This is a genomic window from Kitasatospora sp. MMS16-BH015, from assembly GCF_002943525.1.
Lineage (GTDB): Bacteria > Actinomycetota > Actinomycetes > Streptomycetales > Streptomycetaceae > Kitasatospora.
This window is the reverse complement of record NZ_CP025394.1, coordinates 1,757,178-1,778,348: the sequence shown is the minus strand read 5'-3', so window position 1 is coordinate 1,778,348 and position 21,171 is coordinate 1,757,178. Positions and strand designations below refer to the sequence as shown.

Annotated in this window: 15 protein-coding genes and 1 pseudogene; 7 read left to right on the top strand and 9 right to left on the bottom strand. The window is 74.1% G+C overall.

Annotated features, from left to right (window positions below; translation table 11 throughout):
• The first annotated feature begins 156 nt into the window (after positions 1 to 156).
• The 4 genes and pseudogenes from CFP65_RS40145 to CFP65_RS42440 form a co-directional block, all read left to right on the top strand.
• Positions 157 to 2,412 (top strand): DNA polymerase Y family protein, encoded by a 2,256-nt coding sequence (locus CFP65_RS40145; RefSeq protein ID WP_217368148.1) that lies wholly within the window; start codon positions 157 to 159, stop codon positions 2,410 to 2,412.
• 150 nt (positions 2,413 to 2,562) lie between these two features.
• The gene (locus tag CFP65_RS07620) at positions 2,563 to 5,994 is read left to right on the top strand and encodes an error-prone DNA polymerase (RefSeq protein ID WP_104815370.1); all 3,432 of its coding nucleotides are present in this window, start codon (positions 2,563 to 2,565) and stop codon (positions 5,992 to 5,994) included.
• Positions 5,995 to 6,072: 78 nt separating this feature from the next.
• Positions 6,073 to 6,834: a pirin-like bicupin family protein gene (locus CFP65_RS07615; RefSeq protein WP_104815369.1), complete on the top strand. Its 762-nt coding sequence runs from the start codon at positions 6,073 to 6,075 to the stop codon at positions 6,832 to 6,834.
• A gap of 125 nt (positions 6,835 to 6,959) precedes the next feature.
• Positions 6,960 to 7,157 (top strand): annotated as a pseudogene (locus CFP65_RS42440) (HD domain-containing protein); the annotation flags it as partial.
• 403 nt (positions 7,158 to 7,560) lie between these two features.
• On the opposite strand, the gene CFP65_RS40625 reads toward CFP65_RS42440, so the two are convergent.
• From CFP65_RS40625 to CFP65_RS07595, 3 genes are all read right to left on the bottom strand, one after another.
• Positions 7,561 to 8,091: an RICIN domain-containing protein gene (locus tag CFP65_RS40625; RefSeq protein WP_104815367.1), complete on the bottom strand. Its 531-nt coding sequence runs from the start codon at positions 8,089 to 8,091 to the stop codon at positions 7,561 to 7,563.
• 229 nt (positions 8,092 to 8,320) lie between these two features.
• A complete protein-coding gene (locus CFP65_RS07600) occupies positions 8,321 to 9,097 on the bottom strand; it encodes a TIGR03084 family metal-binding protein (protein ID WP_104815366.1) in 777 nt (258 codons plus the stop codon).
• A 117-nt stretch (positions 9,098 to 9,214) separates the two neighbouring features.
• Complete coding sequence (locus CFP65_RS07595; RefSeq protein ID WP_104815365.1) at positions 9,215 to 10,750, bottom strand: AMP-binding protein; 1,536 nt, start codon at positions 10,748 to 10,750, stop codon at positions 9,215 to 9,217.
• 232 nt (positions 10,751 to 10,982) lie between these two features.
• Here CFP65_RS07595 and CFP65_RS07590 point away from each other — a divergent pair, with 232 nt between their 5' ends.
• On the top strand, positions 10,983 to 11,300 hold the full coding sequence (locus CFP65_RS07590) for a hypothetical protein (RefSeq protein WP_104815364.1): 318 nt from the start codon (positions 10,983 to 10,985) through the stop codon (positions 11,298 to 11,300).
• Positions 11,301 to 11,386: 86 nt separating this feature from the next.
• On the top strand, positions 11,387 to 11,863 hold the full coding sequence (locus CFP65_RS07585) for a MarR family winged helix-turn-helix transcriptional regulator (protein WP_104815363.1): 477 nt from the start codon (positions 11,387 to 11,389) through the stop codon (positions 11,861 to 11,863).
• A 60-nt stretch (positions 11,864 to 11,923) separates the two neighbouring features.
• Here the strand turns inward: CFP65_RS07585 and CFP65_RS07580 are convergent, their stop codons facing one another.
• Complete coding sequence (locus CFP65_RS07580; RefSeq protein ID WP_158702082.1) at positions 11,924 to 13,705, bottom strand: PucR family transcriptional regulator ligand-binding domain-containing protein; 1,782 nt, start codon at positions 13,703 to 13,705, stop codon at positions 11,924 to 11,926.
• Positions 13,706 to 14,020: 315 nt separating this feature from the next.
• On the opposite strand from CFP65_RS07580, the gene CFP65_RS07575 reads away from it, so the two are divergent.
• A complete protein-coding gene (locus CFP65_RS07575) occupies positions 14,021 to 14,476 on the top strand; it encodes a molybdopterin-dependent oxidoreductase (protein ID WP_158702081.1) in 456 nt (151 codons plus the stop codon).
• 104 nt (positions 14,477 to 14,580) lie between these two features.
• Here CFP65_RS07575 and CFP65_RS07570 read toward each other — a convergent pair whose 3' ends face one another.
• The 5 genes from CFP65_RS07570 to CFP65_RS07550 all read right to left on the bottom strand — a co-directional run bounded on the left by CFP65_RS07570 (position 14,581) and on the right by CFP65_RS07550 (position 21,152).
• Positions 14,581 to 14,997 (bottom strand): molybdopterin-binding protein, encoded by a 417-nt coding sequence (locus tag CFP65_RS07570; RefSeq protein WP_104815361.1) that lies wholly within the window; start codon positions 14,995 to 14,997, stop codon positions 14,581 to 14,583.
• A 289-nt stretch (positions 14,998 to 15,286) separates the two neighbouring features.
• Complete coding sequence (locus tag CFP65_RS07565; protein WP_104815360.1) at positions 15,287 to 16,375, bottom strand: sialidase family protein; 1,089 nt, start codon at positions 16,373 to 16,375, stop codon at positions 15,287 to 15,289.
• A gap of 145 nt (positions 16,376 to 16,520) precedes the next feature.
• Positions 16,521 to 17,933: an NAD(P)/FAD-dependent oxidoreductase gene (locus CFP65_RS07560; RefSeq protein WP_104815359.1), complete on the bottom strand. Its 1,413-nt coding sequence runs from the start codon at positions 17,931 to 17,933 to the stop codon at positions 16,521 to 16,523.
• Between the two features lie 149 nt (positions 17,934 to 18,082).
• On the bottom strand, positions 18,083 to 20,083 hold the full coding sequence (locus tag CFP65_RS07555; protein ID WP_104815358.1) for a protease pro-enzyme activation domain-containing protein: 2,001 nt from the start codon (positions 20,081 to 20,083) through the stop codon (positions 18,083 to 18,085).
• A gap of 166 nt (positions 20,084 to 20,249) precedes the next feature.
• Positions 20,250 to 21,152 carry a septum formation family protein gene (locus tag CFP65_RS07550; protein WP_104815357.1) on the bottom strand — a complete coding sequence of 301 codons (903 nt, stop codon included), beginning with the start codon at positions 21,150 to 21,152 and terminating at the stop codon, positions 20,250 to 20,252.
• Positions 21,153 to 21,171 lie beyond the last annotated feature (19 nt).

Below are 21,171 nucleotides of genomic sequence, written 5' to 3'. Positions count from 1 at the left end.
GGAGTGAAACCTGAACCGGAGTCGCGTTCAGGTTCGAGTTGGGGTGCGACGGTGTCGCCGGGGGTGGAACGCGAACCGGAACCGGAATCGGGTTCAGTTTCGGCCCCGGGCGGGGCGGTGGCCCGGGTCCTGGTGGTGTGGTGCCCGGACTGGCCGGTGGTCGCCGTACGCGGGGACGGATCGGCCGGGGCGGTGGCCGTCACCGAGGGTGGGCGGGTGTTGGCCTGTTCGGCGGCGGCGCGGGCGGCCGGGGTGCGGCGTGGGCAGCCCCTGCGGCTGGCGCACCGCCTCTGCCCCGAGCTCACCGTGCGCGAACGCGACGAGGAGACCGAGACCCGACTGTTCGAACCGGTGGTCGCGGCGGTGGCTGCCTTCACCCCTCGGGTGGAGGTGCTGCGTCCGGGCATGTGCGCGATCCCGGTCAAGGGCCCGAGCCGTTACTTCGGTGGCGAGGAGGCATTGGCCGCCCGCGTGCACCAGGCGGTGGCCGAGACCCTGGCCGCGGGCCAGCCGAACCCGCAGACACCCGGTTCGGCGCCGGGCACCCCGTGGGCGGAGCCCGAGAGCCCGGTCGCCGACGAGGAGGACCGTCCGCACGGACAGATCGGCGTGGCGGACGGCCTGTTCGCCGCGACCCTGGCCGCCCGGGCCGGGGCCCTGGTGCCCACCGGCCGGACGGCGGAGTTCCTCGCGCCGTACCCGGTGGCCGCGCTCGGCGACGAGGAGTTGGCCGAGCTGCTGGTGCGGCTCGGCCTCCCCACCGTGGGCGCCTTCGCCGCCCTGCCCGCCCGTGCCGTGGCCGACCGCTTCGGCCCGGTCGGCACCGCAGCCCACCGCCGGGCCCGGGGCCTGAGCTCCCGCCCCCTCACCCCGCGCACCGAACACCCCGACCTGTCCGTGGCCCACCACTTCGACCCACCGGAGACCCTCGCCGAACCGCTGATCTTCGTCGCCCGCACCCTCGCCGAACAGCTCCACACCCAGCTCGCCGCCACCGGCCTGACCTGCCGCCGGGTGGCCGTCGAGATCACCTGCGCGGACGGCCACACCGCCACCCGCCTCTGGCACCACAACGGTTCTCTCACCGCCCCGGCCCTGGCCGAACGCGTCCGCTGGCAACTCCACGCCTGGCAGACCACCGGAGCCCTGGCCCGGAAGAGCCCGCAGCCGGCAGAGTCTGTCGCCCCGACCGTTTCCGCCGCTTCCGCCGGGACCGCCGGTTTCGCCGGGACCGGCGCCGGCGTTCGGCGGAGCGGGCCCGCAGGCGTGGAGGCGCCCGGTGATGGTGGCGGTACTGCCATGGCCGGGGCTACGGCTCCGGGGGCTCGACCGGGACCGGGTTCGCCTGCTGCCCCTGTCGCGGGCGCGCCGTTCGATCGTGTGCGCCAGCCGGCTGACTCCTCGTCGGGTGACGCTCCTGCGGACGTGATCCAGCTCTTCGGCGCCGGCTCGTGCGCTCCCGTCGCCGGGGCCGACTCGTCCGACGGTCACCACCCACCCGGCTCCGCCTCCGGTTCTGCGCCTGGCTCCGCGTCCGGCTCCGGGCCCGACTCCGGGCTCGGCTCCGCGTCCGGCCCCGACCGTACTGCCTCGTCCATCGGCCCGCGCCTGCTCACGCTCGTCCCCGCCGAACCGACCGCCGCCGCCGAGGCCGTTGCCCCCCATCCCCTCGCCTCGCCGCCCGACGCCGGGCCGCTCACGCTCGTTCCCGCTGCTCAGCCCGCCGGGACCGGTCCGGCTGCTTCCGGTTCGATGCTGTCCGCTGGTGGGTCGCTCACTCCTGTTCCGCTCGCCCCTGTTCCGTCCGCCTCGCCCGTCGGTTCTTCGCCCGTCGGTTCTTCGTACGGCGGCGCCGGCGGGTTCACGGTGCTGCGGTTGGTGCCGGACGGGCTGGTGGTCGATCGGGGGCGGCAGCTGGCGCTGTGGGGGCAGGCGGTGGCGGAGGACCGGGTGGAGCGGGCGGTGGCTCGGGTGCAGGCGGTGCTGGGGTGGGCGGGGTTGCGGCGGGTGGGGGTGGGCGGGGGGCGGGGGCCCGGGGAGGGGCATGTGCGGGTGCCGTGGGGTGAGCCGCACGAGGAGGGGGTGGTGGCGCCGTGGCCTGGGCGGATCGAGGGGTTGGAGCCTTCGGTGGTGCTGCGGCGGGCGGTGCCGGCCGTGGTGCTGGACGCGGCGGGGCAGGTGGTCACGGTGAGCGGACGGGCCGAGGTCTCGGCGCCGCCGGACCGGGTGGAGTTCGGCGGCGGGCGGGTGGCCGTCGTGGGGTGGACGGGGCCCTGGCCGGCCGTCGAACGGTGGTGGGACGAGAGCCGGAGCCGCCGCCGGGCCCGGTTCCAGGTGACCGTGTCCGACGGACGGGCGCTGCTGCTCACCGTCGAGAACGGCCGGTGGTCGGTGGAGGCCGCCTATGACTGAACCGCACCGAGCTGAACGGAGCTGAACCGAGGCGAATCGAGCTGAACCGAGCTGCGCTCGGCCACGCGCCGAGAGCCGAGCAGCACCGACGGGCATCCGCAGGGGGGAGACCGAACCGACCGCACCACCCCGAGACGGAGCACCACCGCGATGGGATTCACCAATCACCCCTCGCTCTCCTGGCAGGAGCTGAACCGCCGCCTGAGCGGCGCCCCGGCAGCACCGCTACCGGAACCCGAGACTCCCGACCCCATAGCCCCGAGCAGGTCGAACGGACCGAGCAGGCCGAACGGACCGAGCGGGCCGTACCGCCAGGACCCGGCCGCAGCCTGGGCGGAGCTGCACGTCCACTCCGCCTTCAGCTTCCTCGACGGCACCAGCGACCCCGAGGCCCTGGCCACCGAGGCCGCCCGCCTCGGCGTCGAGACCCTCGGCCTCACCGACCACGACGGCCTCTACGGTGTGGTCAGACTGGCCAAGGCCGCAAAGGAGTTGGGCCTGAGCACGGTGGCCGGAGCCGAGCTGACGCTCGGCCCAGAGGAGCACCTGCTGGTACTCGCCCGCGGCCCGGAGGGCTACCGCAGGCTGTCGGCCGCGATCAGTGCGGCCCAGCTCGCGGGCGGGGTCAAGGGCCGCCCGGTGTACGAGTTCGCGGAACTCGCGGCGGCTCACGGCGGCCACTGGGCGGTGCTCACCGGTTGCCGTAAGGGCCGGGTGCCGGCCGCACTGTCGACGACGGGAGGCGAACGAGCCCTCCACGGCGGGAAGTTCCTCCACGACGGGCAGTCCCTCCTCAGCGGGCAGCTCCACCCCGACGGGCAGCTCCGCCCCGACGGGAGGTCGCCGCTTGGCGGTCGCCCACTCCCCGACGGCCGTCCGCTCCCCGGCGAGCCGGCAGCCCCCAACGCCCGGGCCGCCGCGGGACGGGCCCGGGCCGAACGCGAACTCCGCGTACTTGCCGAGGCGTTCGGATCGGAGAACGTGTACGTGGAGCTGATCGACCGCCGGCTGCCGGGGGACGATCTGCGCAACGACCGGCTGGCCGCGCTCGCGGCCCGGGTCGGGCTGACGACGGTGGCGAGCAACAACGTGCACCAAGCCGGGCCTGCCCAGGCCCGGTTGGCGCAGGGGCTGGCCGCACTGCACGGGCGCCGCACGCTCCAGGAGGCGGCGGGGTGGACGGACGCGGCGGGGGCGGCGCACCTGCGGTCGGGGGCGGAGATGGCGCGGCGGCTGGCCCGCTTCCCCGGGGTGCAGCGGGCCACGGTGGAGTTGGGGCGTGACTGCGCCTTCGAGTTCACCAGTCTGGCCCCCGCCCTGCCGGGGTTCCCGGTGTCCGAGGGGGAGAGCGAGATCGGGCACCTGCGCGCGCTGGTGGTCGAGGGTGGCCCGCGCCGGTTCGGAGCGGAGAACGCAGCGGCCCGCAAGCAGCTGGCCGTGGAGCTGGACGTGATCGAACAGCTGGGCCTGGCCGGGTACTTCCTCATCGTGCACGACATCGTCGAGTACTGCCGCCGGGAGGACATCTGGTGCCAGGGGCGGGGTTCGGCGGCCAACTCGGCGGTCTGCTACGCGCTCGGGATCACCGCGGTGGACCCGATCCGGTACCGGCTGCTGTTCGAACGGTTCCTGAGCGTCGCGCGGGACGGACCGCCCGACATCGACCTGGACATCGAGCACCGCCGCCGCGAGGAGGTGATCCAGTACCTCTACCGCCGGTACGGGCGTGAGCACGCCGCCCAGGTGGCGAACGTGATCACCTACCGTCCCCGGCTCGCGCTGCGCGACGCGGCCCGGGTGCTCGGGTACCCGAGGGCGCAGGTGGACGCGTTCTCCCGGCAGAGCGACTTCCGGGCGCAGCCCACCGCCGATGCGTTGATCCCCGCGGACGTGCTCGGTCTGGCCCAGGAACTCCACGGCCTGCCAAGGCATTTGGGAATCCACTCGGGTGGCATGGTGCTGACCGAGCGGCCGATCGGCGAGATCTGCCCGACCGAGTGGGCCCGGATGCCGGGGCGTTCGGTGCTCCAGTGGGACAAGGAGTCGGTGGCCGGGGCCGAGCTGGTGAAGATCGACCTGCTCGGGCTCGGCATGCTCTCCGCGCTGCACGACACCTGCGACCTGATCGCCGAACACCACGGCCTGCGCTACGACTTGGCAAGCATCCCGAAGGAGGCCGCAGAGGTCTACGAGATGCTCGGCCGGGCCGACACGGTGGGCGTCTTCCAGGTCGAGTCCAGGGCTCAGATGGCGACCCTGCCGAGGCTCAAGCCGACCCGGTTCTACGACCTGGTGGTGGAAGTGGCGCTGATCAGGCCGGGGCCGATCCAGGGCGGCTCGGTCCACCCGTACCTGCGGCGGCGGGCCGGGCTGGAGCCGTCGACCTGTCCGCACCCCTCGATGGAGAACGCGCTCGGCAAGACCCTGGGGGTGCCGCTGTTCCAGGAGCAGATGATGCAACTGGCCATCGACTGCGCCGGGTTCAGCCCGGCGGAGGCGGACCGGCTGCGGCAGGCGATGGGCGCCAAGCGGTCCCATCAGCGGGTGGCCGAGCTGCGCGAGCGGCTGCTCGCGGGGATGGCCGCGCGGGGCATCCCGGCGGAGACGGCCGAGGACGTGTACGGGAAGATCGAGGCGTTCTCCAACTACGGCTTCCCGGAGAGCCACGCGATCAGCTTCGCCTACCTGGTGTACGCGAGCGCCTGGCTCAAGCACCACTACCCGGCGGCCTTCACCTGCGCGCTGCTGGCCAACCAGCCGATGGGCTTCTACTCGCCGCTCAGCCTGACGGCGGACGCCCGGCGGCACGGGGTGCGGGTGCGCGGGGTGGACGTCAACTCCAGTGCGCCGGCGCCGAGTCTGGAGCCGGACGAGGGTGCGCCGGCTCCGGCGCCGATGGGGCGTTCGCCGCATCCGCAGCCGGCGGTGCGGCTCGGGCTGACCGCCGTCCGGGGGCTGGGTGCGGCGGCGGCCGAGGCGGTGGCGGCCGGGCGGCCGTACGCGGACCTGGAGGACTTCGCCCGGCGGACGGGGCTGGCCACGCCGGTGCTGGAGGCGCTGGCCACCGCCGGGGCGTTCGGCTGCTTCGGGCTGTCGCGGCGGCAGGCGCTCTGGGCGGCGGGCGCGTACGCGGGCTCGGCCGGGGTGCTGCCCGGCACCGCCCCGGGCACCGAGGCGCCGGGGCTGCCGCCGATGACCCCGGTGGAGGAGACCATCGCCGACCTCTGGTCCACCGGCACCTCCGCCACCAGCCACCCGCTCCAACACCTGCGGGCCTCCCTCGCCCACGGCGGCGCGCTCTCCGCCGCCGAACTGGCCCGAACCCCGCACGGCACCCCGGTGGTGGTCGGCGGTCTGGTCACCCACCGGCAGCGCCCGCCGACGGCCGGTGGCGTGCTCTTCCTCAGCCTGGAGGACGAGACCGGCCTGATCAACGTGGTCTGCAACCGCGCGGTCTGGGAGCCCCAGCGCCGCACCGCCCTGGACCGGGCCGGCCTGCTCGTGCACGGCCACGTGGAGCGCCGCGAGGGCGCGGTCAACCTGGTCGCGAGCCGGCTGACCGCGCTGCGGATCGGCGTCTGAGCCGCCTGGCGGTGGGACATGCGGAATATCTCGGACGGTGTATTGTTGAATCGTAAACAAGAACGAAGGAGGGCCACCATGGCATCCGTACTCGACATCCGCCGCGCCGACGACCGCTTCCACACCCGTACCTCCTGGCTGGATTCGCGGCACTCCTTCTCGTTCTCCCGCCACTGGGACCCGGCGAACACCCACTTCGGGCTGCTGCTGGTCTCCAACGACGACGTGGTGGCCCCGGGCACCGGCTTCGACACCCACCCGCACCGGGACATGGAGATCATCACCTGGGTGCTGGAGGGCGGCCTGGTGCACCAGGACTCCGAGGGGCACAACGGGGTGATCTACCCGGGGCTCGCGCAGCGGATGAGCGCGGGGGCGGGCATCCTGCACAGCGAGAAGAACGACTCCTGGACGCTCACCGGCGAGCCGGAGCACGAGCAGCCGGTGCGGTTCATCCAGATGTGGACCATCCCGGACACCGCCGGCATCCAGCCCGGCTACGAGCAGCTCGACATCAACGAGGAGCTGGCCCGGGGTGGTTGGGTCACGCTGGCCTCCGGGATGCCCGAGCATGCGAGTCAGCGGGCGATCGGGATCCGGCAGAAGCACGCGGCGCTGCACGTGGCCCGGGTGCGCGCGGGCGAGACGCTGCGGCTGCCGGACGCGCCCTTCGCCCACCTCTTCGTGGCCAAGGGCAGCGTGGAGCTCGAAGGGGCCGGCCCGCTCGGCACCGGCGACGCCGGGCGGATCACCGGCTCCGAGGGTCAGCGGTTGACGGCCGGGCCGGACGGTGCGGAGGTGCTGGCCTGGGAGATGACGGCGGCGGTGATGGTCGGCTGACAACCGACTCACCACCGTCCGACCACCATCGGCCGGTGAACGGGGCCCGCTCGGCGTGGATCGCCGAGCGGGCCCTAGGCTGCGGGGGTGGCGGCGAGGGTCCGCCGGACCGGGGGTGACCAGGGATGACGCAGCTCTCCGTGGCCGAGGTCGATGCGCTGGCCGAGGCCGCGCATCGGGGCCAGGCCGACAAGACCGGTGCGCCGTACATCGGGCACGTCCGGGCCGTGGCGGCCGGCCTCGCGCCGCTCGGTGCGGAGTTGGAGATGGCCGGGCTGCTGCACGATGTCATCGAGGACACCGAGTGGACGGCCGAACGGTTGCTGGCGGCGGGTGTGCCGGCGGCGGTCGTCGAGACCGTCGAGGTCGTCACCAAGCGGCCGGGCGTGCCGTACGAGGAGATGATCCGGGCCGTCGCGGCCCACCCGGCTGCTCGGCTGGTCAAGATCGCCGACAATGCCCACAACTCCCTGGCGCACCGGGCCGCCCGGCTCCCGTTCGAACAGCGCGAGCGGCTGGCGGCCAAGTACGCCGCCGCCCGCCGGCTGCTCTGGCCCGCCGTCGACCGGCAGCACTTGGAGACCGTCCTGTGGCGGGTCAACCCGGCACTGCTCGCCGAACTGCCTGACAGCTCGCGGGAGTCGGGGGGATCGGGGGGGGGCTTGCCCACTGAGAGAACCGCGGCCGGGGTGACGGCCCTACCGCCCCCCGGCCGCGATCACAGCCTCAGATCCACGCCCAGTACTGGTTGTTGGCGCCGTTGTCGGCCCACAGCCGCTGGAGGTTGGTGTCCATGTCCAGCAGGAAGCGGCTGTTCCACCCGTCGGTGTAGGCGTCCAGGTTCTTGATGTGCTGGGTGTAGTTGAGGTTCATGGTGAACCCCCACCGCTGGTTGGTGTTGTTGTTGCAGGACCAGGTCTGGACGGCCGCGCCGCCGGTCAGGTTGTGCACGTCCCCGTCCAGGCAGAGCCCGTTGCCGGCGTTCACCGCCACGTACCAGGTGCCGCTCTCGCCCGCACCGCCCACGGGGTAGATCGTCCACTTCTGCGAGGCGGTGTCGGCACAGGGGGCCAGGGCCGTGCGCGCGCCGATGCCGCCGGTCGCGGCGACACAGTAGTTGCCCCAGCCGTAGTTCTTCAGGCGGAACGTCCCGACCGGGGTGTCCGCGCTGGCGGTGCCCGCGCCCACCCCCACCAGTGAAGTCAGCGCCACGGAAAAGACCGCAGTGGTGAGGGCCAGCGCCCTGCGTGCACGCATGTGAGAGATTCCTTCCCCCGAAGAAGGCCGCCGGTCGGCCTCTGCGAGACCACAGTGACCATCCACCGTCAAGGAGGCAACGGGAGCGGGGAAAGTGAGCCCGGAGGAGGCAGGACAACGTCAGGATGGCGGGGTTGGGCCGCCCGGTGCTCGTCGGTCCGGCGTCGGCGGGCTGGTCAACACCCTTCTCCGGGCGGGCCGGTCAACGCCCCTTCTTCGGGCGGGCCGGTCAACGTCCCTTGCCGGGCGGGCCGGCGAAGGCCTGGGCGATCGGGAGCCAGGCGGTGGCGGTCGGGCCCTCGGCCTGCAGGGCGAGCTCGGCGCGACTCCGGCGCTGGGTGACCAGCAGGCAGAAGTCGAGGGCCGGGCCGCTCACCCTGTCGGTGGCCTCCTCCGGACCCCAGGTCCACAATTCGCCGTCCGGGCCGGTCAGTTCGACTCGGACCGGGTCGGTCGGGGCGGGCTGCCCGTGCAGGGTGAAGGCGAACCCCATGGTCCGGACGCCGAGATGGGCGACGTGCCGGATCCGGGCGGCGGGGGCGCGGGTGGCGCCGAGGGCATCGGCCACGTCCTGGCCGTGCGCCCAGGTCTCCATCAGCCGGGCGGTGGCCATCGTGCCGGCCTTCATCGGCGGCCCGAACCAAGGGAGTTTGCGGTCGGCGGCCGCCGCCTCGGCCAGCGCCTCGGCCAGATCGGCCCGGCCCGCGCGCCAACGGCCGAGCAGCTCGGCCGGGGCCTCGCCCACGCCCTCGGCCGCCCCGGCCTCCACCGGGTCGCCGCCGGCGGCGAAGGCCGCGGCGGTGGCCTTGGCGAAGCCCTCGGCGTCCCGCGCGGCGAGCAGCGCCCAGCGGTCCGTCCAAGCCAGGTGGGCGAGTTGGTGGGCGATGGTCCAGCCGGGGGCCGGGGTCGCGGTGGTCAGGCCGGCCGCGTCCAGGCCGGCCACCAGGCCGTCCAGCTCGGCGCTCTCCGCCCGCAGGTCGTCCAGCAGGGCGGTCAGATCCGTCATGGTGGTGCCTCTCCGTCGAGTGGATCTCGAGTAGTTACTGAAGGGTAACTGCCCTTCGGGGCCCGGGGAGTGTCCTTGCCGAAGCTCCCCGGGCCCCGAACGGCGGCGGCCGGTGGTTCAGTTGACGGCCCTGGTGTGGCCGGTCCAGTAAGGCTCGCGGAGGCGGAACTTCTGCAGCTTGCCGGTGGTGGTGCGGGCCAGGACGTCCCGGAACTCCACCGAGGTGGGCGCCTTGTACCCGGCGAGCCGGGCCTTGCAGTGCGCGATCAGGCCTGCCTCGTCGGCCTGTTGGCCCTCCTTGAGCACCACCAGCGCCTTGATGGTCTCGCCCCACTTGGCGTCCGGCACGCCGATCACGGCGACCTCGGCGACGGCGGGATGGCTGTAGAGGCAGTCCTCCACCTCGATCGAGGAGACGTTCTCCCCGCCGGTGATGATGACGTCCTTCTTCCGGTCCGAGATGCCGAGCGCGCCGTCCTGGTCGAAGGCGCCGCCGTCCCCGGTGTGGAACCAGCCGTCCTTGAGCGCGGCGGAGGTCTCGTCCGGGCGCTCCCAGTACCCGTCCAGCACGGTGTTGGAGCGGATCAGCACCTCGCCCTGCCCGTCCACCTTCACCTGGCTGCCGAGCGCGGGGAAGCCGGCCCGCACCAGGTGCTCGGCCCGCTCGGCGGCAGGCAGGTCGTCCCACTCGGCGCGAGTGCGGTTGACGGTGGCGATCGGCGAGGTCTCGGTCAGGCCGTAGATCTGCATGAACTCCCAGCCGAGTTCGGCCTCCATCCGCTGCACCAGGGTGGTGGGCGGCGGCGCCCCGGCGACGATCATCCGCACCTTGTCCCGCCCGGGCACCGGCCCGTCCCAGTCGGCCGCCGCGTCCAGGATGCTCGCCACCACGGCGGGCGCCCCGCAGAGGAAGGTGACGCCGTGCCGCTCGACCCGGCGCAGGATCTCCGCGCCGTCCACCTTGCGCAGTACCACGTGCTGGGCACCGAGGCCGGTGAGGGAGAACGGCATGCCCCAGCCGTTGGCGTGGAACATCGGCAGGGTGTGCAGGTACACGTCCCGGTCGTTGGCGCCGAAGTGCAGGCCCATCAGCACCGCGTTGAGCCAGAGGTTGCGGTGGGTGAGCTGGACTCCCTTGGGGCGGGCGGTCGTTCCGCTGGTGTAGTTGATGGTGGCGGTGTCCGACTCGGCGATCTCGTACCGGACCGGCTCGTTCTCGTAGTCGTACAGTTCGGCGTCGCTCTCGGCGCCGAGGACGAAGCGGTGCCGGCAGGGCACCCCGGCCAGCGCGTCGGCCAGTTCGGGGTCGATCAACAGCACGGTGGCGCCGGACTGTTCGACGATGTAGGCGACCTCCTCGGCCTTGAGCCGGAAGTTGACCGGCACCAGCACCCGGCCGTGGCCGCTGACGCCGTACAGTGCCGTGAGCAGCCGGGCCGAGTTGTGCGAGACGATCGCGACCCGCTCACCGGGGCCGACGCCGAGGCGGTCGAGCCCGGCGGCCTGCGCCCTGGCCCGGGCGGCCAGCTGGCGGTAGGTCAGTTCGCCCCAGGAGGCGGCGGGCTGGTCCGGCTCGTCGATCACGCCGATCCGGTCCCCGTAGACCAGTTCGGCCCGGTCGAGGAAGTCCATGAGGGTCAGGGGAGTCTGCATGCGGCCACTGTGCCGTCTCTGCCGCCCGGCCACCAGGGTGAACGGAAGTGGTGATCACCACTGGGTGGGGTGTGATCACGCCGAGCGATTCTGGTGTGCGAATGGAGCGGCGTCAACTCTGCTCCTGGCCGGTGGACTTGCTGCGCTGACCGGGTGATTCCGGCGGGCTCGGCTAAGGCGTGGGCCGAGTCGTGCCGAAGTACCCTCCGTCGTGTACCAACCAGGAGGACTCATGCGTACGACCATCGCCAAGCTCACGGCTGCGGCCGCCCTGACCGGCTTCGCGGTCTTCGCCGGCGCCGGGGTTGCCTCGGCCCACACCCACTGTGCGCCCCCGCACGGTGCCTACACCGTCGGCGGCGACGCCGAGTCGATGACCCAGAACGCCGGTGCCGTGGGCGGCGACGCCACCGCCGACGGTGACGGCTGGGCCGCTGCGGTCGGCGGCGACGCCGAGTCGATGTGCGGCGACGCCTTCGCGGTCGGCGGCGACGCGGCTGGCGGCGGCATGGACGCCGGTGCGGTCGGCGGCGACGCCATGGGTGGCTGAGCCACCACATCTCCACTTCGGGCGGTCCGGGGCGCTCCGGGCCGCCCACACTCGTTTGAATTCGAACGACTGGGTACGATGGGGGCATGGACGGGCCCAAGGACGCACCGCGCTGGCTGGACGAGGACGAGATGGCCGCCTGGCGCGGGTTCGTGGCCGCCAGCAACCTGATCAACCGGCGGCTTGAGCAGCAGCTCAAGGAGCACGCCGGGCTCTCGCACACCCAGTACGAGGTGCTGGTGCACCTGTCGGCCGCCCCCGACGGCTCGCTGCGGATGACCGACCTGGCGGACCGGCTGGTCACGTCCAAGAGCGGACTGACCTACCAGATCACCCAGTTGGAGAAGGCCGGCCTGGTCCGGCGGCGCTCCTGCGCCAGCGACGTGCGGGGCGTCTTCGCCGAACTCACCGCCGAGGGCCTGGCCGCACTGGAGGCTGCCGCGCCCGGGCACGTGGCCACCGTGCGGGAGGTGCTGATCGACGTGCTCAGCCGCGAGCAACTGGCCGTTTTGGCCGAGAGCCTCGGCCAGGTCAGCGCCCGACTGCGGGCGACCGGCGGGTAGTCGGCGGGCAGTCGTTGGACGGTCCACGGGCAGCCGGCGGACGGGCGCCGACCGGCGTGGTCAGGGCGCGCAGAGCAGGGCCGCGCGGAGGTCGACCCGGTCCTCCAAGAGGCTGAGGCTGCGGCCGGTCAGCTCCTCGATCCGGCGGATCCGGTAGTGCACCGTGTTGACGTGGATGTGCAGGGCCTCCGCCGTGCGGGCCCAGGAGCCGTCGTGGTCGAGGAAGGTGTCGAGGGTGCCGAGCAGCGAGACGGCGTTCTCGCGGTCGTGCGCGGTCAGCGGGGCCAGCAGCCGGGCATGGAAGGTCCGGGTCACCTCGCCGGGCAGCCCGCGCAGCAGCGCCGCGAGTGAGCTGAGCTCACCGCTGCTGCCGACCGCCGTGCCCGCCTTGCCCCCGCCCGTACCGCCCGCCGCCAGCGCGTAGCCGGCCTCGACCAGTGCCGCCCGCAGCTCCCGCCCGTTCGGCGCCACGGCCGGCCCGACCCCGGCCCGGAGCACCCGTCGCTGCGGCAGCCGCCCCTGGAGTGCGGGCCAGAGCAGGCGCAGCCGGGCTGTCAGGACGGCGGGCGCGGCGGCCTTGTCGGCGGGAGTGCCCGTTCGGGAGGGGAGGGCATTTCCGGAAGCTGTGGACTTTCCGGAAACACGGCTGCTTTCAGAAAAGGTGACTGCTCTGGAAGCAGCGGGCTTTCCGTGACCGGCGGCCGGGCCCGGGTGGGCGGTGGCCAAGGGTGCGGTCACCCGGGGAGCGGCCACCAGGGCGGTGGCGCCGCCGGCGGCGTCCGGACCGACGGCGAAGGGGAGGCCCAGCTGGTGCAGGGCCTCGGCGAGGGCGGCCACGGCCGAAGCGGGGTCGGCCGGGGCACCGTTCGGGCCGTCGATCCGGGCCGTCACGGGGATCAACGGCACATCGGTCGGCAACCCGCAGGAGGCCAGCGCCTCGGCGAGCCCCGGGCCGTCCTCGGCGAGCAGTCGCAGCAACCGGGCCGCGCTCTGCCGCTGCGCCGCCGCGCCGGTCCGGGCCCGTGCCGCGAGCGGGGCCAGCAGTTCGGCGAGCGCACCGAGGACGGTCGCCGCGGCCGGCCCGGGGTCGGTGTGCGGGCGCAGCAGCCAGCCGTCGAACGGGGTCTCGCCCGTGGGCCCGATCGCCAGCCGTTCGGCCGGCCCGCCGCTGCCCCGGCGCGGGGCCGGGTCGAGGCGATGGGCGGCGCCGCGGGTGCCGGTGGCCGTACCGAGGGTGGCCGTACGGGGGGTGGCCTCGGCGGCGTCCGGGGGAGAAGAGGTGGCGAGCAGGCGGCCGCTGCCGGTGTGGACGGAGCAGTCGGGCAGGCCGAGGGTGGTCACAGCGTGGGTGAGGGCGGTGGTCAGTACGGTCTCCAGCGGGCCGTCCTCGTGCAGCAGGGCGAGGAGTTCGCGGCGGGCCGCCTCCGGGAGTGGGGAGACCTCCTCGGTGCCGCCGTGCAGGCCGCCCCAGAGCCGGAGGTGGACCCGGTCGGTGACGGTCCGGAAGCTGGTGCCGGGCGGTACCGAGAGCAGCGGGATCGCGTGGGTGCGGCAGGCCGCCACCAGGCTGTCGGGCACCCGGCCGTGGGTGCCCTCGCCGGCCAGCAGGGCGGCCACCCCGGCGCTGCGCAGCGAGGTGGCAAAGCGGAGGGCGGCCGAGCTCTCCTCCGGTTGCCACCAGACCAACCCGCTCAGCACCAGTTTGCCGGGCTGGAGGTAGCGCGCCGGGTCCTGCAGGTCAGTGGAGGTGACCCCGGTGACCTGGCGGCCCAGCAGGTCCGAGGTGCCCCAGGCGAGCCCGATGTGCAGGCCGTCCAACTCCAGCAGGTCCCCGACGATCATGTCTCGCTCCTTGTGCGCCGCGCCGATCCTGCCCTCGCTTGAGCGAGGGAAAGGTGGGCTGAAGCATCGTAAATGCAAGAGATAGTCCGGTCGGGACTTTTTGGTGGATCGACCAGGGGTGGGTCGGGGGTGGGCGGGCGACTCCGGCGCTCCGGCCAGTTGACTGATCGGCAGTTGCGAGCAGATAGAGTCATCTGTCATCGCAGCTGCTGGTGGGATTCGCTGAAAAGGTGGCGGAAGCGAGTGGCACGTGGTCTGCTCGGGTATCGCCAGTGCGGTGCCGCGCGGGCGGCGCCGGGAAGGGGCACGCGAACGATGGACACCACCGTCACCGCCGGGGCGGTCCTGCTGCACGGACGGTTCGAGGAGCCGGTCGAGCTGACCATGGCGCACCTGCGGGCGTTGCCCGAGCACCGGGCCGAGGTGAGCTTCGACTGCCTCTCGGCCGGCCCGCAGCGGCACGTCTTCGAGGGAGCGCTGCTCTGGGACGTGCTGCGGGCGGCCCGGCCGCTGGTGGACTTCAAGGGCCGCAAGCAGCGGCTCCGCCACCTGGTGGCCGTGACCGGTGCCGACGGTCACCTCGTGGTGGTCTCCTGGGCCGAGTTCGACCCGGACTTCGGTGCCCAGCCGATCCTGCTCGCCACCACCATGGACGGCCGCCCGCTGGACGCGGAGGGGCCGCAGCTGGTCGTCCCGACCGACGTCTGCGGGGCCCGGTACGTCAGCGGCATCACCGCCGTCCGGCTGGCGGAGGCGGCGGCCTGCGCCTGAGCCCGGTAACCCACCTCACCTCACCCTGGCCGGGTACGCGATCGCCCCCTGGAAACCGCCGCGACGGGAGGGGGCGATCGACGGGATGGTGCGTCAGACCGGGGTCAGGCCGAGAGGGAGACCTCGGTCGACTTGATCAGGGCGACCACCGGGGTGCCGGCGGCCAGGCCGAGTTCGTCGGCGGCCTCGGCGGTGATGGCGGCGGTGAGCTCGCCCGCGTCCACGGTGACCTTGACGCCGGCCATCGCGCCGCCGGTGGTCACCTCGGTGACGGTGCCCGGGAGCTGGTTGCGGATGCTCAGGCCGGGCACCGGGCCGGTGGCGAGGGCGACCTCGGTGGACTTGACCAGGGCGTGCACGGCGGAGCCGGCGTGCAGGCCGAGCTCCTTGACGGCGTCCACCGTCACGGCGGCGGTGAGCTCGAGGCCGCCGGTCAGCCACACCTTCACGGTCGCCATGACCTCGCCGGTGGTCACCGTGGTGACGGTGCCGGGCAGCTGGTTGCGGATGCTCATGGCCATGGTGGATCCCCACTTCGCACGGGCTCCCGAGGGACGGGAGCGCGATTCGGATGTCCGGTCGCCGCCCACCCTAGACGGGTGGTTTCCGCTGCTCAGAGCACTCGTGGCAGCTGCCAGTGGGTGCCCTGCCGAGCCCTCGCGGATGCGAGCCGCGCCCTCGCGCAGTCCACCGATCGGACGCGCCCGGCGACGCGCCCGGGCGTGCCCGGACGTGCCCGGCAACGCGGCCGGACGTGCTCGGCAACGCGCCCGGACGTGCTCGGACCCGGCATGGGCGGCTCGGCCGAGCTCAGCCCAGCTCCGCCGCGCGGACGCAGAGCACGTCCGGCAGGTGCGAGGTGATCAGCTGCCAGCTGTCCCCGTCGTCCCGGCTGCCGTAGACCTCGCCGTTGCGGTTGCCGAAGTAGACCCCGGCCGGGTCGGCGTCGTCGGTGCAGAGGGCGTCGCGCAGCACCACGCCGTAGTGGTCCTCGGCGGGCAGGCCGGTGCTGAGCGGGTGCCAGGTGGCGCCGGCGTCCTGGGTGCGGAAGATCCGGCAGCGGCGCTCGACCGGGAGGCGGGCGTAGTCCGCGTCCAGCGGGAAGAGGTAGGCGGTGCCGCCCCGGCGGGGGTGGGTGGCCAGGCCGAAGCCGAAGGTGGCGGGCAGGTCGGCGCCGATGTCCTGCCAGTGGGCGCCGTCGTCGTCGCTGCGGTAGACCCCGCCGTGGTTCTGCAGGTAGAGCCGGCTCGGGTCGGTGGCGTCGGCGGCCACCTTGTGCACGCACTGGCCGAACTCCGGGTACTCGTCCGGCAGGAAGCCCGCCCGGATGCCGGTGTTGACGGGGTGCCAGCTGCCGCCGCCGTCGGTGGTGCGGTAGACGCCGCCGGTGGAGACCGCGACGGTGACGGCCGAGGCGTCCCGGGGGTCGGTCAGGATGGTGTGCAGGCCCTGGCCGCCGAAGCCGGCCGCCCACTCGGCCCGCTGCGGGTGGGCCCAGAGCGTCTCGTCCAGGGTGAAGTGCCGGCCGCCGTCGGTGGAGCGGAAGAGTGCGGCGGGCTGGGTGCCCGCGTAGACCACGCCGGGGGCCTCCGGGCCGGCCGGATGGAGCTGCCACACTCGCTCCAGTGAGGTGCCGGTGTGCTCGGGGAAGCGCACGGCGGGGGTGGTCGGCTCCTCCCAGGTCTCGCCCAGGTCGTCGGAGAGCCAGACCGAGGGACCCCAGTGGCTGCTGTCCGCCCCGACCAGCAGCCGGGGCCGCTCGCCGCGGCGGTCGACGGCCACCGAGTAGATCGCGTTCATCGGGAAGTGCGGGCCGGTGAGCTCCCACTTCTCCCGGTCGGTGCTGCGGGCCAGGAAGAGCCCCTTCTGGGTGCCGACCGCCAACAGGACTTCGGACATGAAGCTCACCTCGGGTGGAACGGGTGGAAACGGACACCAGCTGTCGCCGCCAGTCTGCTCCCACCCACCGACACCCGCACCGAGACGCGCGGCAGCACCACCGAGACCCACGGCGGAGCCGGGCCGCTCAGCCACGAGAGGCCGCTCAGCCCCGCAGGGTCTCCAGCAGTCGCAGCCAGACCTCGCTGACCGTCGGGTACGCGGGCACCGCGTGCCAGAGCCGGGCGATCGGCACCTCGCCGACCACCGCGACCGTGGCCGAGTGCAGCAGTTCGGCCACTCCGGGGCCGACGAAGGTCGCGCCGACCAGTACCTCGCGGTCGAGGTCGACCACCAGCCGGGCCCGGCCCCGGTAGTGGTCGCCGTAGAGCGAGGCTCCGGCGACCTGGCCGAGGTCGTGGTCGACGGCCCGCACCCGCAGCCCGGCCCGCTCGGCCTCGGCGAGCGAGAGGCCGACGGCGGTGGCCTCCGGTTCGGTGAAGACCACCTGCGGTGGGCCGGCCGGGTCGGCCGAGGCGGCGTGCCGGCCCCAGCGCGCGGTGTCCAGCGGGGTGCCGGCCGCCCGGGCGCCGATCGCCGCGCCGGCGATCCGGGCCTGGTACTTGCCCTGGTGGGTCAGCAGCGCCCGGTGGTTGACGTCGCCCGCCGCGTACAGCCAGCCGCCCGCCACGCCCGTGACGGCGCAGCTCTCGTCCACCTCCAGCCAGGAGCCGGGGGTCAGGCCCACCGTCTCCAGGCCGATGTCGTCGGTGCGCGGGGCCCGGCCGGTGGCGTACAGCACCTGGTCGGCCTCCAGCGTGCCGCCGTCCGAGAGGGTCAGGGTGACCGGGCCGCCGTCCCGGTGCAGGGCCTCGACCGAGACGCCGAACCGCAGCTCCACCCCGGCCTCGGCCAGCCCGGCGGCCACCAGCTCGCCCGCGAAGGGCTCCATCCGGTCGAGCAGGGCGGAGCCGCGCACCAGCAGGGTGACCCGGGAGCCGAGCGCGTTCCAGGCGGTGGCCATCTCCACCGCCACCACCCCGCCGCCGACCACGGCCAGCCGGGGCGGCACCTCGGCCGCGCTGGTCGCGTCCCGGCTGGTCCACGGGTGCGCCTCGGCCAGGCCGGGGGTGTGTGGCAGGGCCGCGCGGCTGCCGGTGCACACGGCGACGGCGTGGCGGGCCGTCAGCAGCCGCTCGCCGTCCACCAGCACGGCCTTCTCCCCGGCGAGGCGGCCGTGGCCGCGGACCAGGTCGATGCCGACCGAGTCGAGCCAGGAGACCTGGCCCTCGTCGTGCCAGTGTGAGGTGAACTCGTCCCGCCGGGCCAGTACGGCGGCCACGTCCAGCTCCCCGGCGGCGGCCTGCTTGGCGCCGGGCAGCGCCCGGGCGTGGGCCAACGCGGCGGCGGGGCGCAGCAGCGCCTTGCTCGGCATGCAGGCCCAGTACGAGCACTCGCCGCCGACCAGCTGGCTCTCCACCACGACGGTGCTCAGGCCGGCCGCCTTGGTCCGGTCGGCCAGGTTCTCCCCGGTGGGCCCGGCGCCGAGCACCACCACGTCGTAGGTCTGCGACTCCATGGCTGCTGCTCACTCTCGTTCCGAGGGGACCCGGCCTGGCCGGGTCGCGGGCAGCACCATCCTGCTGTGAGCCGGTGCCGACCGGCCAGCCCCTCGGGCGGTGTGTCGCCCGAGGGACCGGTCCTCCCACGTACCTCAGTGCTTGGGCCTCAGTGCTTCGGGGCCTCGGCGTAGGAGGTGAGGTAGTCGGCGGTGGGGGTGCCGACCCCGGTCACGTCGTCGTAGCCCTCGACGGCGTGCAGCGAGGAGTCCTTGCCCAGGCTGCGCAGCGAGGTCACCGTGCCCTGGCTCGCGTCCACGCCGTTCACGAAGTCCACCCGCACCTCGGCCAGGTCGTGGTCCGGGCCGAAGGGCTGGTCGGTGACGTCGTGGAAGGCGCTGCTGCCGTACCGCTGGTAGATCGCCGGGTTGGCGAAGCCGATCGGCTTGCCCGACGCCTGCTGGGCCAGCGCCTGGAGGCCCGAGATCACCGGGGCGGCCAGGCTGGTGCCGCCGATCCGGTACTCGGAGTAGCGCGCCTCGCCGTTCGGGAAGGTCTGGGTCTGTCCGACCAGGAAGCCGGTGTTCGGGTCGGCCACCGCCGCGATGTCCGGCACCACCCGGTTGCGGCCGCCGTTCGCCCCGGAGAGCGACCTGGGCACCACCTTGCGCTGGTACGAGGGCTGCTTGACCCGGCCGCTGGTGCCGCCGCCGGCCCCGCTGGTGAAGGCGCCGGGGAAGTTCGTCCAGCTCGTGCCGTCCGAGGAGAGCGGTGCCTTGAGCGTGCCCCAGCCGGTCTCGAAGGAGTACGCGCCGTCCTGGTCCAGGCCGAGCGCGGTGCCGCCGACGGCCGTCACCGAGTCGAGCGAGGCGGGCATGTCGGTCTGCTTGGTGCCGGTGCTGGCCAGGTCGTCGCCGTCGTCGCCGCTGGAGAAGTAGAAGCCGATGCCCTCGGCCGCGCCGCAGTGGAAGATCTGCTGGTAGACCGGGTCCAGCGCGGGGTCGCTGGCGTTCTCGGCCTCGCCCCAGGAGTTGCTGACGATGTCGGCCAGGTGCCCGTCGACCACCCGGCGCAGCGCGTCGATCATGTCCGGGTCCTGGCAGGAGGCGGCGCCCACGTACTGGATGCCGGCCTCGGGGGCCACCGCGTGCACGGCCTCCACGTCCAGGGTCTGCTCGCCGTACCAGCCCTGGGCGCCGCAGCCGGTCGGGTCGGCGTCGGTCGGGGCCTGGGTGTGCGTCCACTCGGCCGGGTCGTCGTGCATCAACTGGCCCGGGGCGTACGGGGCGTCGCCGTGGGCGGCCGCGTAGGTGGCGGTGTCCTGGTCCAGGGTCGGCGAGTCGTAGGCGTCGACGATCGCGACCGTCACGCCCTGCCCGGTCAGCCCGGTGGCCGAGGCGCCGTACGCCGAGCGCAGCCGGGCGCCGTCATAGCCCTGGATCACGTACGGCTGCACCTGGCCGTACGCCTCGGGGGTGCCGGTGGCCGGCTTCTCGCCGTAGTAGGAGGAGAACGGGCCGGAGTTGACGAAGGCCGGGGCCGGGCCGGGCAGGGTGTCCTGCGGCACCGAGCGGGCGGCGGCCGGGCGGTTGGCGCCCGAGCCGTGGTGCACCTGGTGCGGGGCGGTGTTGAGCCCGTGCACCGCGAGCACCGCCGAGGCCACCTCGGCCGGCACCGAGGCCTCGCCGACCGGGGCCTGGTAGGTGTGCGCCTCCCGGCGGAAGGAGTGCAGCTGCACGGCGAAGGCCCGCTGGGCCTGCTCGGCGGTGCCCTCGGCCACCAGGTAGTGGTCGGTCTGCCGGCTGATCGTCAGCCCGGCGGAGCTGAGCCAGCGGTGCACCGAGGCGGTCTGCTCGGGGCTCGGCCCGAACCGCTCGCGCACCTGCTGGGGCGTCAGGAAGTGCCGGTAGTGGGTGGAGTGCGGGTCGGAGACGGCCTGGGCGAAGGCCGTCAGCTCCGCCTCGTCCTGGCCGGCCAGGTAGATCCGCACGGTGACGGGCGCGTTGGCCCCCACCGGTCCGAGGTCGGCCGAGGCCTGAGCCCAGGCCGGGTGGGTGCCGGGTACCACGACCCGGTGCTGCGGCGAAGGGGCCGCTCCGACGGGAGCGGCCAGGGCCAGGGCGAGCAGCGGCGAGGCGGCGGCTGCGAGGAGTCTCCGACGAGGTGTCATGTCGCAAGGGATAGGACACGCACCATCCCATCCCGGCGAACCGGCCCCCGCCCCGCCGGGAAGTTCACGCCCCTGCCGTACCGCCACCGCCGAGGGGTCGGGCGTGTCGGCGGGGGTGGGTGCCACGGCGGGGCGGGGACCCGGCTCGGGGTGGGGCCGGTCGGGCTCAGGTGTCGCCGAGGGCGGCCGGGACGTCGGTGGAGCGGGGCTCGGTGGTCAGGCCGAGGGCGGCGCGGACCGGGCCGACCGGGGCGTGGGTGAGCTGGTCGAGGGCCGCGTCGGTCTCCTGCTTGCGGGCCTCGGGGCTGCGCATGTTCGCTGCAGCCGTCAGGTGGCCCTCGGCTTCCCGCAGGCGGGCGCTGAGCGCCTTGACCGCCGGGGCGGCCGCCGCGGGCCAGGGCCACTCCTCCAGGCTGGTGGCCGTACTGGCGGCAGCCTGACGGAGCAGCCGGCCCCAGGTCGGGTTCTGCGCCAGGTCCTTGTCCTGAGCGGTCTGCCGCAGCACGCCGTCCAGGCCGTTCTCGGTCTCGAGGAAGGTGAGCTGGTCCTGGGTGAACCGGCTCGGGTCCTCCCGCAGGCTGCCGGTCCGCGGACCGTTCGTGTCGGTGAGGACGCAGGCGGCCTGGCGGCTGCTCCACTCGTGCCAGCCGGGCCGGTCCGGGTAGGCGTACACCAGCCGGACGGTGTCGGGCAGGGCCCAGCTGTCGACCGCGAACTGACCGAACGCGTCGGCGCACTCGACCGCCGCCGTAGAGTGCAGCTCCTGCTCCGGCGGCAGGTCGGCGGACGGGAACTCCGTCGTCTCGAACCTGGCCCGGCCGAACACCTCGCCGTCGTGCGGCTGCGCGCAGTCCACCCGCTGCACGTCGAGGTAGCCCTTGCCCCGGGTGGTGAAGCAGTCGCCGGCCACCAGGCCGGCGGCGAGCACCCTGGCGGGGGTGGCCGAGGCACTCGGCGAGGCGGTGGCCGTGGGGCTCGGCCGGGCCGGGCCCGCCGTGTGCTGGGTGCAACCGGTCAGGGCGGCGGCGACCAGGCCCGCCCCGACGGCCGCCGCTGCGCCGCTGCGCATGGGTGGTGCTCCGCTCAGT

Bases quoted from the DNA above. Each gene is read 5' to 3' on its own strand.
- CFP65_RS07620 (WP_104815370.1), top strand. From the start codon at position 2,563: ATGGGATTCACCAATCACCCCTCGCTCTCCTGGCAGGAGCTGAACCGC.
- CFP65_RS07615 (WP_104815369.1), top strand. From the start codon at position 6,073: ATGGCATCCGTACTCGACATCCGCCGCGCCGACGACCGCTTCCACACC.
- CFP65_RS40625 (WP_104815367.1), bottom strand. From the start codon at position 8,091: ATGCGTGCACGCAGGGCGCTGGCCCTCACCACTGCGGTCTTTTCCGTG.
- CFP65_RS07600 (WP_104815366.1), bottom strand. From the start codon at position 9,097: ATGACGGATCTGACCGCCCTGCTGGACGACCTGCGGGCGGAGAGCGCC.
- CFP65_RS07595 (WP_104815365.1), bottom strand. From the start codon at position 10,750: ATGCAGACTCCCCTGACCCTCATGGACTTCCTCGACCGGGCCGAACTG.
- CFP65_RS07590 (WP_104815364.1), top strand. From the start codon at position 10,983: ATGCGTACGACCATCGCCAAGCTCACGGCTGCGGCCGCCCTGACCGGC.
- CFP65_RS07585 (WP_104815363.1), top strand. From the start codon at position 11,387: ATGGACGGGCCCAAGGACGCACCGCGCTGGCTGGACGAGGACGAGATG.
- CFP65_RS07580 (WP_158702082.1), bottom strand. From the start codon at position 13,705: ATGATCGTCGGGGACCTGCTGGAGTTGGACGGCCTGCACATCGGGCTC.
- CFP65_RS07575 (WP_158702081.1), top strand. From the start codon at position 14,021: ATGGACACCACCGTCACCGCCGGGGCGGTCCTGCTGCACGGACGGTTC.
- CFP65_RS07570 (WP_104815361.1), bottom strand. From the start codon at position 14,997: ATGGCCATGAGCATCCGCAACCAGCTGCCCGGCACCGTCACCACGGTG.
- CFP65_RS07565 (WP_104815360.1), bottom strand. From the start codon at position 16,375: ATGTCCGAAGTCCTGTTGGCGGTCGGCACCCAGAAGGGGCTCTTCCTG.
- CFP65_RS07560 (WP_104815359.1), bottom strand. From the start codon at position 17,933: ATGGAGTCGCAGACCTACGACGTGGTGGTGCTCGGCGCCGGGCCCACC.
- CFP65_RS07555 (WP_104815358.1), bottom strand. From the start codon at position 20,083: ATGACACCTCGTCGGAGACTCCTCGCAGCCGCCGCCTCGCCGCTGCTC.
- CFP65_RS07550 (WP_104815357.1), bottom strand. From the start codon at position 21,152: ATGCGCAGCGGCGCAGCGGCGGCCGTCGGGGCGGGCCTGGTCGCCGCC.